The organism is Embleya sp. NPDC005575, from assembly GCF_040605455.1.
In the GTDB taxonomy this organism is placed as follows: Bacteria; Actinomycetota; Actinomycetes; order Streptomycetales; family Streptomycetaceae; genus Embleya.
Map to the genome: position 1 here is coordinate 1 of NZ_JBEXCV010000013.1, position 16,914 is coordinate 16,914.

Consider the following 16,914-nt stretch of genomic DNA (forward strand, 5'->3'; position numbering starts at 1 on the left):
ACCTCGGTGCTGCGCGCCGCGGCGGCCCACGAGGGCACCGCGCTGGTGGAGATCTACCAGAACTGCAACATCTTCAACGACGGCGCGTTCGAGCAACTCAAGGACCCCGAGCGGCGGGACGACGTGACCATCCGGCTGGAGCACGGGCAGCCGATCCGGTTCGGCTCGGAAGGCCAGTTCGGCGTCATCCGCGGTGCGCGCGGTTCGTTGGACGTGGCCGAGGTCGCACAGGTCGGCGAGGACGCGCTGCTGGTGCACGACGCGCACGCGGACAACCCGGAATTGGCCTTCGCGCTGACCCGGCTGGGTGACCTGACCAGCAACACGCACACCCCCATCGGCGTCTTCCGCGACATCGAGCGCCCGGTCTACGACCGGTTGATGTCGGCCCAGATGGCCGAGGCGGCGAGCAGTGCGGGCGCCGGTGACCTGTCCTCGCTGATCCGGGGCAACGACACCTGGACGATCGACTAGCAGCACCTCGACGTCCGGACACATCCACACCGAGCGGGGCCCGACGGATTTTTCGTCGGGCCCCGCTCGGGCGCCGGACCCTGTTCGGCCGATCCTGGGCATGTGCGGGGTGACGCACGGGCAGCCGAGGGGCCATGCAGTCACCCCTCGGCCCGCCCGCTCCGCTCAGCGTGGATGTCCGGATCCCCGAGACGGTCGGATACCGCGTCAAGAAACGACTGCTCGGGCCGCCCCTGGTCACTTCGCGCCTGCGCGGCGAGAAGTTGTCCAACCCGACCGCGCTCGGTGTCCTGGCCTCGGACTGCATCTCGTCCTCGGCGTACGGCACCGAACAGATGTTGCGCGCGCTGGTGCCCTACATCGGCGTCGCCGCCTTCACCCTGCTGCTGCCGGTCACCTACGCCATCCTCATGGTGCTGCTGTTGCTGACGCTGTCCTACTGGGACGTGGTCAGCCTGTACACCAAGGCCGGCGGCTCCTACATCGTGGCCCGCGACAACTTCGGGCCGCGCGTCGCGCAGATCGCCTCGGTCGCGCTGCTGATCGACTACGTGGTCACCGTCGCGGTGCAGACGGCGGCCGGCACCGACGCCATCGCCTCGCTGCTGCACCTGGTGTGGGGTACCGACATCAGCGGCTGGAAGCCGGAGATCTGCGTCGGTGTGGTCGCGGTGCTGTTCTACGGCAACCTGCGCGGGGTCAAGGAGGCCGGCCGGGCGTTCGCGCTGCCGGCGTACCTGTTCATCGGCTCGATGGCGGTGGTGTTCGCGGTCGCGCTGGTGCGCTGGGCGAGCGACGGCTCGCTGCCACAGGCGGACGTGCACGCGGCCGGCGCGGTGCCGCTGGGTACGTCGGGCGGCGGACTGCTGTACGGCGCCTCGTTGTTCGTGGTGCTGCGCGCCTTCGCCAACGGCGGGTCCTCGTTGACGGGCCTGGAGGCGCTCTCCAACAGTGTGTCCACCTTCCGCGAACCGCAGGGCCGCAACGCGCGCGAGACGCTGGTGGCGATGTCGCTGGTGCTCGCGGTGCTGGTGCTGGGCATCTCGCTGCTCGCGCGCGCCACGCACGCGATCCCCTACGTGGACGGCGATCCCACGGTGATCGCGCAGGAGGCGCACTTGGTGCTCGGTGGGGGCGTATTCGGTCGGGCCGGGCTGATCTTCGTACAACTGGCCACCGCGCTGATCCTGTACACCGGCGCGAACACGCCGTTCAACGGATTCCCGTTCCTGGCCGACTTCGTCGCCGAGGACGCGTTCCTGCCCAAGATGCTGCGCAGGCGCGGGCACCGGCTGGCCTTCTCGAACGGGATCATCCTGCTCGCGGTGCCCGCCGTCGCGCTGCTGTTGGTGACTCAGGCGAGTGTGGACTCGCTGGTCGCGCTGTACGCGATCGGCGTGTTCACCGGGTTCATGATGGCCGGCGCGGGGCTGACGAAGCATCACTGGACACACCGCAGCAGCCACTGGCGGGCCGGGTTCGTGGTCAACGCGCTCGCGGCGGTGGTTTCCGGGGTGGTGGTGCTGATCTTCGCGATCACCAAGTTCACCGAGGGCGCGTGGCTGGTGGTGCTGCTCTTCCCGCTGGGCGTGTGGGCGTTGATCGGGGTCAACCGGCGCTACCGGGAGGAGGCGGCGGCGCTCGCGGCGGCGCCGGCCACGGCGGACTTCGGCCTGCGGGACCGGTCGGTGGTGGTGGTGCTGGTCGACTCGCTCGACGTCGCGGTGCTCCAAGCGGTGCGCTACGCGCGCGCTCTGCGGGCCGACGATCTGCGCGCGGCGCACTTCGTGCTGGACAGTCGGCATGCCAAGGTGCTGCGCAAGCGCTGGGAGGCGAGCCGGGCCGCCGACATCCCGCTGGAGCTGATCGAGTGCCCGGACCGGCGGCTCGCCCGAGCGGTCATGGAACTGGCCGCGCGGGAGGTGGCGGACGGCGCGTCCGGGATCACCCTGCTGCTGCCCCGGCACACCTATCCGCCGGTGATCGGCCGGCTGCTGCACGGCCGCACCACCGACTCGATCGCGTCCGCGTTGACCCGGGTGCCGCACGCGATCGCCACCGTCGTGCCGTTCGACGTGGCCGCGGCGATGGCGCATCGACCGCCCGCGCCCGATGAGCCGACGGCGACCAGGTGTGTGCCCCGGTTGTTGCCGACGATGGACGCGGAACCGGAGCCGGTCCCCCACGCGGCCGGTCCCGCGTCGGTGGCGGAGCTCAAGTGGCGGCAACGGGCCGAGGTGGTCGGCCGGGTCCGGTCGGTGTCCCCGTCACCGGAGACCGCCCGGCCGGCCCTGGAAGTCGAACTGTACGACCGCACCGGCGGCCTCCGGCTGCTCTTCCACGGCCGCCGGCAACTCGCCGGCGTGGAACCGGGCCGCCGGATGCGGGTCAAGGGCGTGGTCGGCGAGGCCGAGGGGCACTTGGCGATGTCCGATCCGAGCTACGAGTTGCTCCCGGAGGACGAGTGAGGGCCGCTCCGGCCTCGATCATCGGTGATGCCCGTGAACAGGCGCTCACTAGGATCTCGATCATGGGGCGAACGACCGTCGAGACAATGCGAGGCCACCTCCACGGCGCCGCGAACACGCGCGGCTTCGTGCTCGATCCGGCGCAGGAAGAGGCGGCCGATCGGCTCGCCGAACTCGGCGCCGCGCTGAGCCGGGGTCGTGGGCACGGCCTGTTCCACCGCCGACCGGCGGCGGGGCTCTACCTGTGGGGCCCGGTCGGCCGGGGCAAGACCTGGTTGCTCGACGCGTTCTTCGCGGCAGTACCGCTGCCCGCCGAGCGGCGCACCAGGGTGCACTTCCACGCGTTCTTCCGGCGCCTGCACGAGGCGGTCAACCGGCACCGCGACGACCACGGCCACGAACACAGCGCCGTCGACGCGGCCGTGTCCGAACTGGTCGGCGACGTCGACCTGTTGTGCTTCGACGAGTTCCACGTGCACGACCCGGGTGATGCGATGCTGGTCACCCGGCTGCTGCGGGAGTTGCACGCACGCGGCGTCGTCCTGGTCTGCACGTCCAACTATCCCCCCGTCGGACTGCTGCCCAATCCGCTCTACCACCACCTGTTCGAGCCGACGATCCGCGAGATCGAGGAGCGGATGACCGTGGTCACCGTCGCCGGCCCGCAGGACTATCGGGCCCTGCCCCGGGCCGAATCGGTGGCGACCGAGTTCGGCCGGGGCGCGGTGTTGTGGCCCGGTGACCCCGAGCAACTGCGCGGACAGGGCCTGGTTCCGCCCACTCCCGACGAGGCGGTCACGTTGCGGGTGAACCATCGCGACCTGGCGGTCGAGGCGGCCCGCCCGGGCGAGCTGTGGGGCGGGTTCGCCGCGTTGTGCGAGGGCCGGACCTCGCCGCTCGACTACCTCGTGCTCGCCGAGACGTACCCGACGTGGGTGCTGGGCGCGCTGCCTGCGCTGAAAACCGCGAGCGCCGAGGCCCGGCAACGCTTCGTGAACCTGATCGACGTCTGCTGCGACGCCGACGTGCGGCTCTTCCTGTGCAGCGACCTTCCCCTGGCCGAACTCCTCGCAGGCGACGACCTGCCGACCGACATCACCCGCACCGCCAGCCGGCTGGGCCTGCTCCGTCGCGTGGGCCGGTCCGACGGCCCCGAGAGCACGTCGGAGTCTTCGAGCACGTCCTGACGGGCGGGCAATCTCGGACGACTCCGGGCCGGGCCGGGCGGCGTCGGGATCGGAGCGGGCGGTGCGGGTTCAAGGGCGGGCGGCGAACAGGACGACCAGGAGCGGTACGACCCGCATCGCGGGCACCTCGTAGTGGCCTCGGCCGACGGTGCGCAGCCAGCCGGTGGCGACCAGTTGGCGCAGGTGGTGGTAGACCTGCCCGCTGGTGCCCATACCGTCCAGGGCGCCGAGTTCGGCCGCGGTGTCGGTACCGCGCAGAATCTCGCGCAGCAGCGACAGCCGTACGGGGTGGCCCAGTGCGGCCAGGTGTTCCGCGAACGGCGCCCAGTCCTCGGCGAGCAACTCGTCCGCGTCGGCGGCCAGTTGCCACTCGACGGGGGTTCCCTGGGGCAGTTGCAGCGCGCCGGTGTAGAGCAGCGAACCGATCCCGAAGTGCTCCTTGAGCCCTTCCAGCGCCCAGAACAGTTCGTCGTCCCGGCCCGCCACCGGCGGCTCCGCCGGTCCGGTCCGCACCCGGGTGCCGGCTGCGGCCTCCAGGGCCGCGACCCGCTCGGTCAGCGCGTCCAGGCGCGCGGCCAGGGCGGCTCGCTCGTCATCGTCGTCGTCCGGTCGATTCGGCACGTCGCGATTGTTACGCAGTTACGTAATCACTTCAATCCAGCGACGAGTCGTCGGCCCGGACGGGTATCGCGTGGTACTCGACCTCTATATAGAACTGGCCGTTGGCCCGCTTCAACCGCCGCACGGTCCGATGCCCCGCCGCACCGAGCTCGCGCAACGCCTTCTGCACCCGATACGGCCCCTCGGGCATCACGTCGGCCACGTCCTTGCCAGTGAACCTGATCCCCTCCGGCACCGCCAACATGCACGCGAGCACCCGCCGAGCGAGCGGGCTGAGGCCATTCTCCGGCACATCCGACACGGGATCACGCCCCCACTGCCCAGTCGACGATCGCGGCGGTGTCGAGCACGAATCCGAACGGATCCGGCATCGCATCGTCGTCGGTTTCCACACCATGTGTGTACACAGCTTCGACTGAGATCACACCCGCTCCTCCCCTCCCCGAGGCAAACACCTTCAGCCTAGTTTCGCCCTCGATGCCGCAGCAGCCCTCACGATCCGGTTCACCCGATCGGGCAGCGGCGGGGTCTCCTAGGCTTCGCGTATGCGTGTGGAGCTGCATCAGATCGTCGTGGACGCCCGGGAGCCGGGGTCGTTGGTTCGGTTCTGGGCCGGGTTGCTGGGTGGGGAGCCGGTGGATCGGGAGCGGGGTTGGTCGCACGTCGAACCGCCCGGCTCGGCGCGGATGGCGTTCCAGCCGGTGCCGGAGGACAGGGCCGGGAAGAATCGGCTGCACCTGGACCTGCGGGTGGCCGACCTGGACGCGGCGGTGACGCTGGCGATCTCCCTCGGGGCGAGCGCGGGGGGACCCGTGGTCGGCGACGAGCAGGGGTCGTTCCGGGTGATGCTCGATCCGGAGGGCAACGAGTTCTGCTTCGTCACCTGACGCGACGACGGGTCGGCTCGAACGGGGAGTCGGCGGGACACTGTCGCCGCTCCCCGCGAGCCGACCCGTCGGTCGTCGCGGTTGTCGCCGGGGCCGGTCAGGCCGCCGTCACCACCGCTTCGCGGGCGAGCAGACGCGGCGTGCCCTTCGGGCTGTTCTTCGCGAAGATCACCAGCCGCATGAAGGCGAACCGGCCGATGCCGGCCAGGCCGGAGGCCGAGAGGTAGACGGCCTGCTCGACCAGGACGCCCGCGTTCGGGTCGATCGCCCGCAGGACCAGCATCGCGGCCGTGGTGAACAGGTAGCAGACCAGCACCGTCAGCGCCGCCTTGACGTGGTCGCTCTTGCCGGGCTTGTCCTGGCCGAAGGTGAACCGGCTGTGCAACTCGGTCGCGATCAGCGTCGAGCCGACGGTCACCAGCGCGTTGGCGGCGGCGAACGGCAGGTGGCCGGACAGCAGGACCAGCGTCGCGCTGCTCGCGAGGCCGACACCGCCGCCGAAGACGACGAAGCGGACGAAGGAGCCGATCACTCCGGGGGCCTTCGCGGTGGTGGTGCTCGTGGTGTCCATGTGCAAGAGCATCCGCTGTACCGCCGGCAGCCCCCGCACAGACCGCTGACCACCCCCACAGACCGCTGTCAGCGCCGCCCCCGACACCCGCAGAACTGTCAGCACACGCCTGTGACCTGGCAGCTCGGTTTCGGGAGGTCAACGGGGACCACGCGATGACGCCGGCGGACGACGCGTACGTGAATCGGCAGTTCGTCGAATTGGGCGCGCTGTGCACCGAGGTCGGGCACGATCCGGACGAGGTGCGCGAGTTGATGGTGGCGCGCCCACCGGCCGCCGGTCAGCGCGCGGTGACGTCCAGGGTGTAGTCGACGACGGTCGTCGACGTGCCCGACGAGCCGCGGATGGCGAGTGTGTGAGTGCCCGTGCCGAGCGGGGCCAACTGCACCCACAGGCCGCACGCGTAGGTTTTCACCTCCTCGGCATTGCCCGTGATCGGGTTGCCCTCGACGCCGGTGAAGTGGATGGGTGCGGCGTCGAACCGGTCCGGCTGGATCTGCTTGCCGTCCAACTCGACCGAGCCCTTCGCGTCGGCCATGAACGTGGCGCAGTCCGCCTGGGTGCCCTTCGTGTTCACCACCGGGAACGCGATCGGAGCCCGGGTGAGCATGCGGCAGCGCCGAATCGCCGCGCCGTCGGAGGAGCCCGCGAGGTACCACGCGGTGGTCCCTTGATTGTGGTCGCACTGTTTGCCGTTCGGGTCGGCGAGCGGATTGGTGGCGCTCGTGCTCTTGGCCACCCAGGTCCACCACCGCCCCTGGAGGTCGGGCAGGTTCGGCCGATTCGGGTTGTTCGGGTCGACGGCGAGGACCGGGGTCGGGGACGCCGACTCCTCCGGGTCGGGAGAGGACGCCGGCGCGGCCGGTGGTGCGACCGACGGCGGCGTGCTCGTCGGGCCGGCCGCCGACGGCGAGGATTTGTCCGAGGTGCACCCGGTGATCAACGTGAGCGCGCCGATCAGCAGGGCGAACGAGCGTCCGAGTTTCATGAGCGAGAGTATGGCCGGCTCCCGCTCCCGCCCGGCGACCGGACCGAACTTCGGCGCCCCCGAACTGCTTTGACGAGCCGGTCGGTTCGCCGGCTGTACCGCGCGCATCCTCATATCGGCGTACATACGCGCGAGGCTCGCGAACCAGCCGGACACTGACCCCAACGAGGCGCCGCCCGCCACCGGCCCGGTCCTGCTCACGTGGTGATGTCGCGTTCGGTCATCCGGGCCCAGGCCGCCGCGCCGAAGATGGCCGTGTAGGCCGCCTGGACGCCGAGGTTGCGCATGATCTCGCCGGTCGGGATCGGACTCCGCAGCAGGTCGCCGAAGCTCATCCAGCCGTCGGTGAACAACCACGGGTGGATCCCCGACAACTGCGGGATGCCGGTCAGGATCGCGGTCACGATGACCACGCCGACGGTGGTGGCCATCGCCGCCACCGGCACCGTGGTCAGCGTCGAGACGAACAGCCCGATCGCCGCGAGGCCCACCAGCGAGGCCGCCACACACAGCGCGATCAACAACGCCCGCCAGGACGCCTCGCCCATCGAGATCGTGTCGCCGGTCAGCAGCGGCACATCGCCCATCGGGAACAGCGCGGCGCCCACCACCAGCGCGGACAGCGCGACCGTCAGTGTCGCCGCCAGGCAGAACGCCAGCACACCGGCGAACTTGACCAGCAGCAACCGGGTCCGGCCGGCCGGCGCGACCAGCAGATAGCGCAGCGTCCCGGCGTGCGCCTCGCCCGCGATCGAGTCGCCCGCCACCACGCCGACCGTCATCGGCAGGAAGAACGGCAGCGCGGCGGCCAGCGACGCGAAGACCAGGAACAGCCCGTTGCCGGTGACCTGGTTCACGAAGTCCATCGACCCGCCGCCACCCCCGCCTGAGGAGCGGCCGTTGTGGAAGTAGCGCAGCGCGACCCCGAGCATGACCGGTACGAAGGCCAGGAAGCCCAGCATCGCGGCGGTGCGCGGGCGCAGGAAGACCAACCGCAACTCGCTGCGCATCAACCCGCGCAGTCGCGGCAGCCGCTCGGCCCCGAACGCCTCCTTGTCCGCCGAGTACCGGAACGCGGGCGACAGGACACCCGTCTTGGGCAGTGCGTCAGTCGGTGACATCGAAGCCTTCTCCGGTCAGGGCGACGAACGCGTCCTCCAGGGACGGTCGCGCAAGGGTGAACGAGCGGACTCGCACGTCGGCGCGGACCAGCGCCGCGCAGACCTCGTCGGGCTCCAGCGGCGCCGGGTCGGCCTCGACGCCGTCGCGGGTGGTGACGATGTCGGTCGCGCCGAGCCTGCCCAGCACCACGACCGCCGCCTCCGCGTCGGGAGTCGTGACAACCAGCCGGGCTCGGGTACCGGCGCGCAGGGATTCCACCGTGCCCTGCGTGATCAGCCTGCCGTGGCTCATCACCGCGACATCCGTGCACACCTGCTCGATCTCGTCCAGCAGGTGCGAGGACAGGAACACCGTCGTGCCGTCCGCGGCCAACTCGCGGATCAGCGTGCGAATCTCGCGCATCCCCTGCGGGTCCAGGCCGTTGGTCGGCTCGTCGAGCACCAGCAGGTCACGCGGGCGCAGCAGCGCGGACGCGATGCCCAGCCGCTGCTTCATGCCCAGCGAGTAGGCGCGCGCCTTGCGACCGGCCACCGCCGTCAGGCCGACCTTGGCCAGCGCCTCGTCCACCCGGGCGTCGCGGGTCCGCGGGTCCGCGGTGGGGTCGGCGGCGTCCAGCCGGTCCAGGTTCTGCCGACCCGTCAGGAAGCCGTAGTGCGCCGGGCCTTCGATCAGCGCGCCGACCCTGGGCAACACCTGCCCGACGGCCCCGGGCATGGGGCCGTCGAGCAGGGTGACCGAACCGCCGGTCGGCCGGATCAGGCCGAGCAGCATCCGGATGGTCGTGGTCTTGCCGGAACCGTTGGGCCCGAGGAAGCCGAAGACGGAGCCGGCCGGCACGGTCAGGTCGAGGCCGTCCACGGCGAGCCGGTCCCGGCCGTAGCGCTTGGACAGCCCCTCGGTGCGGATCGCGGCGGTCCCGACCGCCGTGGACGCGGTCATCGCTGTGCCGCGATCCGCTGGAGCGTGTCCGCGTCCACCGCGCCGGCGAAGATCCGGCCCGAGTCGGTGCTCAGCACGTTCAGCAGGCGCGTGTTGATCAGCGTCCCGCCCGGAACCGGCTTGCCCAGCTTGCCCAGCAGTCGGGTGGCGTCCCGGGCCTCGCCGCCGGCGGGCAGCTCGATCACGGTCGCCCAGCCCTCACCGAGCAGGCCTGGTTCGGCCTGCTTCCCGGTCGGCGCCGCCGGCGTGTTCGGCGTGCCGGGTGCCTCGGGCCGCGCCTCGTTCGGCGCCACCTCCTTGACCCGGGACCCGGCCGGCGGCTTGAAGTCGAAGGCGCCGGCCGGGGGCTTGTCGTACGAGACGTTCTCGAAGCCGATGTCGATCGCGGGTTTGCCGCCCTTGACGGTGTCCACGGTCACCCGCAGCGGCACGCCCGTCTTCGCGTCCACGAACACCGTCGCGGCGGCGATCAGGCTGCCCTGGGCCTTGGGCGCGAAGCGCAGCTTGTACACGTCGTGCCCGGCGACCCGACCGGTCCCGTCGACCCGGACGTCGGTGGTCGGGCCCACCAGGTCGAGCAGTTGCCGGGCCACGTCCTGCGGCGTGGTCGGCACCAGCGACGCGACATCGGATCGGCCCTGGTCGAACGTGCCATGCGTCACCGCGTGCGCGCGGCTGTCGTAGGTCCACACGTCGCGGCCGTTGTGGACGACGTTGTATTCGGCCAGATCGAACATGATGCCGATGCGCTGCCGGTCCGGGCCGTCCAGGGCCACCTGGAGCTTGTTGGTGCCGGACAGCAGCGCCTGCGGGCCGTCGCCGCCGGCCTTGCCGGGAAGGGCGGGCAGGCCCAGCTCGGTGTCGATGCGGACGGTACCGGTGAGCGCGTCCGCCCGGGCGGCGGCGACCTTGGCGACGAGTTGTTCGGCGGTCTGCTCCGGTAGCCCCGGATGCGAGTCGTCGGCGAACGCGGACGGGCCGAACGTCACGGCACCGACGGTCGCGGCCGCGATCGCGGCCGGCACCGCGAAGCGCCACGGAACGGATCGGCGGGTGGTGCGAGTCATGGAGATTGCCCCCTGATTCGAGTGTCGAATGCGACACCCCAAGGGGACCATCGAGACCGCGCACTCGGCGTCGGCCGTACGTCACGGGAAAACGTCCACCTCAAGACGTGCGGCACGTCCGAGTACGGGACTTGATGGTGACTCGCCACCTCACGCGCTACTCCCCCGGGAGCAGCCGCCGAGCACTCCCGCCGTAGTCCGCGGCCCGCCCACGTGACGTCACGGGTGGGCGGGAAGCAAAACTACGCGCTGCGCTCCACGACCAATTCGCACAACGACGACAAGGCCAGCTTCGCACCGCACTCCGGCAGTGGCGCCAGAACCTCCCGAGCCGCCTCGGCATAGCGTCGGGTGTCCTCGCGAGCCTTCGCGAGCGCCGGGTGCGCACGCAACAGCCCGAGTGCCTCCGCGTGCTCGTCGTCGTCCGTGATCGGCCCGTCGAGCAGAGCGAGCAGGTGTCGGTCGGCCGCCGGCGACGAGCCGCTCACGCCCGCCCGCAGGTGCAGCACCGGCAGCGTCGGCACGCCCTCGCGCAGGTCGGTGCCCGGCGTCTTGCCGGACTCGGTCGCCTCGCTGGCGATGTCGAGCACGTCGTCGGCCAGTTGGAAGGCGACGCCGAACCGCTCGCCGTACCGGGTCAGGATGTCCACCACGTGCTCGTCCGCACCCGCGAACATCGCGCCGAACTGGCCGGATGCCGCGATCAGCGAGCCGGTCTTGTCCGCCATCACCGACAGGTAGTGCTCGACCGGGTCGTCGCCCGGGCCCGGGCCGACCGTCTCGCGGATCTGGCCGGTCACCAGCCGGGCGAACGCCCGCGCCTGGATCCGCACCGCCTCGTTGCCCAGGTCGGCGACGATCTCCGAGGCCCGGGCGAACAGGAAGTCGCCGGTCAGGATCGCGACCGAGTTGTCCCACCGGGAGTTGGCGCTGGGTGCGCCGCGCCGCAGCAGGGCCTCGTCCATCACGTCGTCGTGGTACAGCGTGGCCAGGTGGGTCAGTTCGCACACCACCGCCGCCGGCACCACGCCCGGCGCCTGCCAGTCGCCGAATTGGGCGGCGAGCAGCACCAGCAGAGGCCGGAACCGCTTGCCGCCCGCCTCGACCAGATGCCGCGAGGTCTGCGTCAGGTAGGGGAACTCGCTCTTGGTGGCCGCCAGGAGCTCCTGCTCCACGGCGGCCAGCCCCGCCCTGATATCGGCGTCGAGAGTCTCGTCCGTGACGCTCAGCCCGAAGGGCCCCACGATCGCCATGACGGTTCTCTCCTGTCGATCACGCAGAGTCTCTGCGTCTTGCTTAATGGACGAACAAGGCTGCCTTGTCCGCGAGGTCCAGTACCGGCTGCGGGAGGATGCCAAGGACCAAGGTAACGGCTACCCCGAGCGCGATGGCAGCGGTGGTCATCACGCTCGGTACGACGACCGTCGGACCGTCGACCTTGGGCTCCGAGAAGAACATCAACACGATCACCCGTACGTAGAAGAAAGCGGCGACCGCGCTGCACAGCACACCGACCACCACCAGGCTGCCCGCACCGCCTCGCGCCGCCGCCTGGAAGACCGCGAACTTTCCGGCGAAACCGCTGGTCAGCGGGATGCCGGCGAAGGCGAGCAGGAACAGTGCGAACACTCCTGCAACCAGCGGGGAACGCCTGCCCAGACCCGCCCAGTGGGACAGATGCGTCGCCTCGCCACGGGCATCGCGTACCAGTGTGACCACCGCGAATGCACCCAGAGTGACGAACCCATAGGCCACAAGGTAGAACATCGTGGACGACACGCCCGCGTCGTTCATCGCGATCATTCCGGTCAGGATGAAACCCGCATGGGCGATCGAGGAGTAGGCGAGCAGTCGCTTCACGTCGGTCTGGGTGATCGCGATGATCGCGCCGGCGACCATGGTCGCGATCGCGACGCCGATCATCACCGGTCGCCAGTCCCAGCGCATGCCCGGCAGCGCGACGTAGAAGAAGCGCATCATCGCGCCGAACGCGGCGACCTTGGTGGCCGCCGCCATGAACCCGGTGATCGGGGTCGGCGCACCCTGGTACACGTCCGGCGTCCAGGAGTGGAACGGCACCGCGCCGACCTTGAACAGCAGGCCGACGGCCACCATCGCGAGCCCGATCAGCAGCAGCGCGTCGTTGTCCATCGCGCCGGCCGAGGCGACCCCGATCTTGTCCAGCGAGACACTGCCCGAGTAGCCGTACAGCATGGCCACGCCGAACAGGAAGAACGCCGAGGAGAACGCGCCGAGCAGGAAGTACTTGAGCGCGGCCTCCTGGGAGAGCAACCGGTGGCGCCGAGCCAGCCCGCACAGCAGGTAGAGCGGCAGGGACAGGATCTCCAGCGCGACGAACATCATCAGCAGGTCGTTCGCCGCCGGGAAGAGCAGCATGCCCATCAGCGAGAACATGGTCAGCGGGTAGACCTCGGTCTGCGTCCAGCCCGCCGCCTCCGCGTCCTTCTCCTGCTGACTGCCCGGCGCCGCCGCGGCCTGCGGGGCGAACGCGTCGCCGCCGGCCGGTTCCAGCCTGCGCTCGCCGATCAGCAGCACCGAGGCGATGCCGAGCAGCAGCAGCGTGCCCTGCAGGAACAACGACGGGCCGTCCACGGCGACCGCGCCCATCGCGGTGATGCTGCCCCGGTGGTCGTCCGGCAGGTCCCGGGCCAGCCAGACGACCGCGCCGAACGCGGCGATCATGCCGACCAGGGCCACCGTGAGCTGCGCGCGGTAGCGGGCCGGTCGCGGCAGGAACGCCTCGATCAGCACACCCACCACCGCGACGCCCGCGATGATCAGGATCGGCGAGAGCTTGCCGTACTCGATGGTGGGCGCGTCCACCTTCGTCACGGCGAGCGTTGCCGTTGCGGCGGTGCTCATGCTCACTTGGAGCCTCCAGTGGTGTGCGCCTCGGTGCCCGCGGCCTGTTCGATGGGCTTGGTGGGCGCCGGGTCCTTCTGATCCACCCGGCTGAGCGTGTGGTCCACGGCCGGGTTCACCGCGTCGAGCACCGGCTTGGGATAGACGCCGAGCACGAGCAGGAACGCGATCAGCGGTACCACGACCGCCAGTTCGCGCGGCACCAGGTCGCGGAGCTTCTCATTGCCCGGCCGCAGCGGGCCGGTCATCGTGCGTTGGTACAGCACCAGCACGTACAGGGCGGCGAGCACGATGCCGGTGGTCGCGAAGATCGCGGCCACCTTGTACTTCGTGAACGCGCCCACCAGCACCAGGAATTCGCTCACGAACGGGGCGAGTCCCGGCATCGAGAGGGTCGCGAGTCCGGCCACCAGGAACGTACCCGCGAGAATGGGGGCGACCTTTTGCACGCCGCCGAAGTCGGCGATCGTCCTGCTGCCGCGGCGGGTGATCAGGAAGCCCGCGATCAGCAGCAGGGCCGCGGTGGAGAAGCCGTGGTTGACCATGTACAGCGTCGCGCCCGACTGGCCCTGACTGGTCATCACGAAGATGCCCAGGATGATGAAGCCGAAGTGCGAGATGGACGTGTACGCGATCAGCCGCTTGATGTCGGTCTGGCCGACCGCGAGCAGCGCACCGTAGATGATCCCGATCACCGCGAGCGTGACCACCGCGGGGGCGAAGAACTTCGAGGCGTTCGGGAAGATCTCCAGGCAGAACCGCAACATCGCGAACGTGCCGACCTTGTCCACCATCGCGGTGACCAGGACCGCGATGCCGGGGGTGGCCTCGGTCATGGTGTCCGGCAGCCAGGTGTGGAACGGCCACAGCGGGGCCTTGACCGCGAACGCGAACATGAAGCCCAGGAACAGCGCCTTCTCCGCGGTCGGGTCGAGGTCCAGCTGACCGGTGGCCACCGCCTGCGAGATCTTCACGAAGTCGAAGGTGCCGTTGCCGTCGATCCCGATGCCCTGGTTCGCGGTGGCCACGTACAGCCCGACCACCGCGGCCAGCATGACCAGGCCGCCGAGCAGGTTGTAGAGCAGGAACTTGACCGCCGCGTAGGAGCGTTGCGCGCCGCCGTAGCCGCCGATCAGGAAGTACATCGGGATCAGCATGGCTTCGAAGAAGACGTAGAACATGAACACGTCGGTGGCCGCGAAGGACACCACCACCATGGCTTCGACCAGCAACATCAGCGCAAAGAACGCGTGCGTGCTGCGCGGAGCCGCCTTGCCGGTGCCGGCCGCACCGTCGGTGCCCACCGGCGCGTCGTCCGCGTCGTGCCACGAGGCCAGGATCAGCAGCGGCATCAGCACCGCGGTGAGCAGGATCAGCACCAGGCCGATCCCGTCCACGCCCAGCGACCAGCGCACCCCGAACGAGGAGATCCAGCTGTAGCTCTCGGTGAGCTGGAAGCGGCCGCCGTGATTGTCGAACTTGGTCGCCACCACGATCGCGACGGCGAGGGTCAGCAGGCTGAACAGCAGCGCCACGTTCTTGGCGAGCTTGCGCTTGCCGGCCGGAACGGCGGCGACGCACAGCCCGCCGACGAACGGCAGCGCCGCGAGCGTCGTCAGCCAGGGAAAGTGGCCGTTCATCGAAGTCCCTCCGCCAAGGCGCCTACGGGGTGGGCGATCTGAGGTCGTGTCCGGATGGTCATGTTCAGGCCATCCGAGCCATCAGCGTGCAGGCCACGACCAGCAGCGTGCCGCCGAACATGGACAGCGCGTACGAACGCACGAACCCGGTCTGCACCTTGCGCACACGCGCCGAGGTGCCGCCGATGAACGCCGCCAGTCCGCCCACGAATCCGTCCACGCCGCGGTTGTCGAACCACACGAGCAGGCGGGTCAGGTACTGGCCGGGTCGCATCACCAGGCCCTCGTTGACCGCGTCCTGGTACAGGTCCCGCCGCGCCGCCACGGTGACCAGGCTCGCGGCCGGCGCCACCGCGGGCACGTCCCGGCGGGCGTACTGCACGTACGCCACCGCGGCGCCCAGCGCGACCATCGAGAGTGCCATACCGGTGACTGCCCACTCGCTCATCGGCGGGTCGCCGTGCGAGAAGCCGGTGACGGGCGTCAGCCATTTGACAAACGACTCGTTGAGCACGAACAGGCCGCCCGCGAACACCGATCCGAACGCGAGCAGGATCATCGGCCCGGTCATCGAGCTCGGCGACTCGTGCGGGTGCGGCTCGTGCCAGTCGGCCGGGGCACCCGCCGGTGCCTCCTTCCAGCGCTCCTTGCCGAAGAAGGTCATCAGCATCACGCGCGTCATGTAGAACGCGGTGAGGCCGGCGGCGACCAGGGTGACCGCGCCCAGGATCCAGCCGGAGGTGCCGCCCTTGGCGAACGCCGCCTCGATGATCTTGTCCTTGGAGAAGAACCCGGACAGCAGCGGGAAGCCGATGATCGACAGGTAGCCCAGACCGAAGGTGACGAAGGTGATCGGCATGTACTTGCGCAGGCCGCCGTAGCGGCGCATGTCGACCTCGTCGTTCATGCCGTGCATGACCGAGCCCGCGCCCAGGAACAGCCCGGCCTTGAAGAAGCCGTGCGTGACCAGGTGCATGATCGCGAACGCGTAGCCGATCGGACCCAGGCCCGCGGCCAGGATCATGTAGCCGATCTGGCTCATCGTGGAGGCGGCCAGCGCCTTCTTGATGTCGTCCTTGGCGCAACCCACGATCGCCCCGAACAGCACGGTGATCGCGCCGACGATGGTGACCGCGAGTTGTGCGTCCGGCGAGGCGTTGAAGATTTCCGCGGACCGGGTGATCAGGTACACGCCGGCGGTGACCATGGTCGCCGCGTGGATCAGCGCGGAGACCGGGGTCGGACCCTCCATCGCGTCGCCGAGCCAGGCCTGAAGGGGGAACTGCGCCGACTTGCCGCACGCGGCGAGCAGCAACATCAAACCGATCGCGGTCATCGTGCCGTCGCTCGCGCTCGCTCCGCCACCGAGCACGTCGGCGAAGGTGAAGGTGCCGAACGTGGCGAACATCAGGAAGATCGCCACGGCCAGACCGAAGTCGCCGACGCGGTTCATGATGAACGCCTTCTTGGCGGCGGTCGCGGCGCTGGGCTTGTGCTGCCAGAACCCGATCAGCAGGTAGGAGGCAAGCCCCACGCCCTCCCAACCGGCGTACAGCAGGAGGTAGTTGTTCGCCAGCACCAGCAGCAGCATCGCGGCGACGAACAGGTTCAGATAGCCGAAGAAGCGCCGACGGTTCTCGTCGTGCGCCATGTAGCCGATCGAGTAGATGTGGATCAGCGAGCCCACACCGGTGATCAGCAGGACGAACACCATGGACAGTTGGTCGAGGTGCAGGCCGACGTCGGCCTGGAACTCGTTGACCGGCGCCCAGGTCCACAGGTGCTGGTCGACCGAGCGGCCCGCATCGTCCTTGCCGAGCATGGTCACGAACATCAGCACGCCGACCACGAACGACCCGAGGGCCATCGCGGTGCCGAGGATGTGGCCGAAGGCGTTGGTGCGCTTGCCGCCGACGAGCAGCAGCAGCGCGCCGAGCAGCGGCAGGCCGACGACCAGCCACAGCGCCGAGAACGCGCCACTTGCCGCGACGGAGTGCAGCCCGCCGCCGCCCTCGTTGGCGAGCACGACGCCGGAGGCCAGGGAGGAGGTTTCGATCACCGGTTCCG

At 70.1% G+C, this 16,914-nt stretch carries 15 protein-coding genes and 2 pseudogenes; 5 read left to right on the plus strand and 12 right to left on the minus strand.

Features of this window, described 5'->3' with window-relative positions:
- From ABZS54_RS06650 to zapE, 3 genes and pseudogenes are all read left to right on the plus strand, one after another.
- Nucleotides 1–474 (plus strand): annotated as a pseudogene (locus tag ABZS54_RS06650) (2-oxoacid:ferredoxin oxidoreductase subunit beta); the annotation flags it as partial.
- Between the two features lie 134 nt (nt 475–608).
- A pseudogene (locus ABZS54_RS06655) lies at nt 609–2,564 on the plus strand (APC family permease); the annotation flags it as partial.
- Nucleotides 2,565–3,028: 464 nt separating this feature from the next.
- Entirely contained in the window at nt 3,029–4,129 is a 1,101-nt protein-coding gene (gene zapE, locus ABZS54_RS06660; RefSeq protein WP_355531762.1) for a cell division protein ZapE, read from the plus strand.
- A 69-nt stretch (nt 4,130–4,198) separates the two neighbouring features.
- On the opposite strand, the gene ABZS54_RS06665 is transcribed toward zapE, so the two are convergent.
- From ABZS54_RS06665 to ABZS54_RS06675, 3 genes are all read right to left on the minus strand, one after another.
- On the minus strand, nt 4,199–4,642 hold the full coding sequence (locus tag ABZS54_RS06665; protein WP_355531926.1) for a winged helix-turn-helix domain-containing protein: 444 nt from the start codon (nt 4,640–4,642) through the stop codon (nt 4,199–4,201).
- 139 nt (nt 4,643–4,781) lie between these two features.
- Entirely contained in the window at nt 4,782–5,042 is a 261-nt protein-coding gene (locus ABZS54_RS06670; protein WP_355531764.1) for a hypothetical protein, read from the minus strand.
- Nucleotides 5,043–5,055: 13 nt separating this feature from the next.
- On the minus strand, nt 5,056–5,313 hold the full coding sequence (locus tag ABZS54_RS06675; RefSeq protein ID WP_355531766.1) for a hypothetical protein: 258 nt from the start codon (nt 5,311–5,313) through the stop codon (nt 5,056–5,058).
- Here ABZS54_RS06675 and ABZS54_RS06680 point away from each other — a divergent pair.
- A complete protein-coding gene (locus ABZS54_RS06680; RefSeq protein ID WP_355531768.1) occupies nt 5,296–5,637 on the plus strand; it encodes a VOC family protein in 342 nt (113 codons plus the stop codon). The two genes, ABZS54_RS06675 and ABZS54_RS06680, sit on opposite strands and share 18 nt — an antisense overlap.
- 97 nt (nt 5,638–5,734) lie before the next feature.
- On the opposite strand, the gene ABZS54_RS06685 is transcribed toward ABZS54_RS06680, so the two are convergent.
- Nucleotides 5,735–6,208: a hypothetical protein gene (locus tag ABZS54_RS06685; protein WP_355531770.1), complete on the minus strand. Its 474-nt coding sequence runs from the start codon at nt 6,206–6,208 to the stop codon at nt 5,735–5,737.
- A gap of 155 nt (nt 6,209–6,363) precedes the next feature.
- On the opposite strand from ABZS54_RS06685, the gene ABZS54_RS06690 reads away from it, so the two are divergent.
- The gene (locus tag ABZS54_RS06690) at nt 6,364–6,516 is read left to right on the plus strand and encodes a hypothetical protein (RefSeq protein ID WP_355531772.1); all 153 of its coding nucleotides are present in this window, start codon (nt 6,364–6,366) and stop codon (nt 6,514–6,516) included.
- On the opposite strand, the gene ABZS54_RS06695 is transcribed toward ABZS54_RS06690, so the two are convergent.
- The 8 genes from ABZS54_RS06695 to nuoL form a co-directional block, all read right to left on the minus strand.
- On the minus strand, nt 6,489–7,196 hold the full coding sequence (locus ABZS54_RS06695; RefSeq protein ID WP_355531774.1) for a signal protein: 708 nt from the start codon (nt 7,194–7,196) through the stop codon (nt 6,489–6,491). The two genes, ABZS54_RS06690 and ABZS54_RS06695, sit on opposite strands and share 28 nt — an antisense overlap.
- A 197-nt stretch (nt 7,197–7,393) precedes the next feature.
- Entirely contained in the window at nt 7,394–8,317 is a 924-nt protein-coding gene (locus tag ABZS54_RS06700) for an ABC transporter permease subunit (protein WP_355531776.1), read from the minus strand.
- Complete coding sequence (locus ABZS54_RS06705; RefSeq protein ID WP_355531778.1) at nt 8,304–9,257, minus strand: ABC transporter ATP-binding protein; 954 nt, start codon at nt 9,255–9,257, stop codon at nt 8,304–8,306. Before ABZS54_RS06705 ends, ABZS54_RS06700 begins: the two co-directional genes overlap by 14 nt.
- Nucleotides 9,254–10,324, minus strand: a complete 1,071-nt coding sequence (locus ABZS54_RS06710; protein ID WP_355531780.1) for a DUF2092 domain-containing protein — start codon at nt 10,322–10,324, stop codon at nt 9,254–9,256. The genes ABZS54_RS06705 and ABZS54_RS06710 overlap by 4 nt, the downstream gene beginning before the upstream one ends.
- A 242-nt stretch (nt 10,325–10,566) precedes the next feature.
- A complete protein-coding gene (locus ABZS54_RS06715) occupies nt 10,567–11,577 on the minus strand; it encodes a polyprenyl synthetase family protein (RefSeq protein WP_355531785.1) in 1,011 nt (336 codons plus the stop codon).
- Between the two features lie 43 nt (nt 11,578–11,620).
- Nucleotides 11,621–13,207: an NADH-quinone oxidoreductase subunit NuoN gene (gene nuoN, locus ABZS54_RS06720; protein ID WP_355531787.1), complete on the minus strand. Its 1,587-nt coding sequence runs from the start codon at nt 13,205–13,207 to the stop codon at nt 11,621–11,623.
- Between the two features lie 2 nt (nt 13,208–13,209).
- Nucleotides 13,210–14,847, minus strand: coding sequence for an NADH-quinone oxidoreductase subunit M (locus ABZS54_RS06725; protein ID WP_355531789.1), 1,638 nt, complete (start codon nt 14,845–14,847; stop codon nt 13,210–13,212).
- Nucleotides 14,848–14,911: 64 nt separating this feature from the next.
- Nucleotides 14,912–16,846 carry an NADH-quinone oxidoreductase subunit L gene (gene nuoL, locus ABZS54_RS06730; RefSeq protein ID WP_355531928.1) on the minus strand — a complete coding sequence of 645 codons (1,935 nt, stop codon included), beginning with the start codon at nt 16,844–16,846 and terminating at the stop codon, nt 14,912–14,914.
- Nucleotides 16,847–16,914 lie beyond the last annotated feature (68 nt).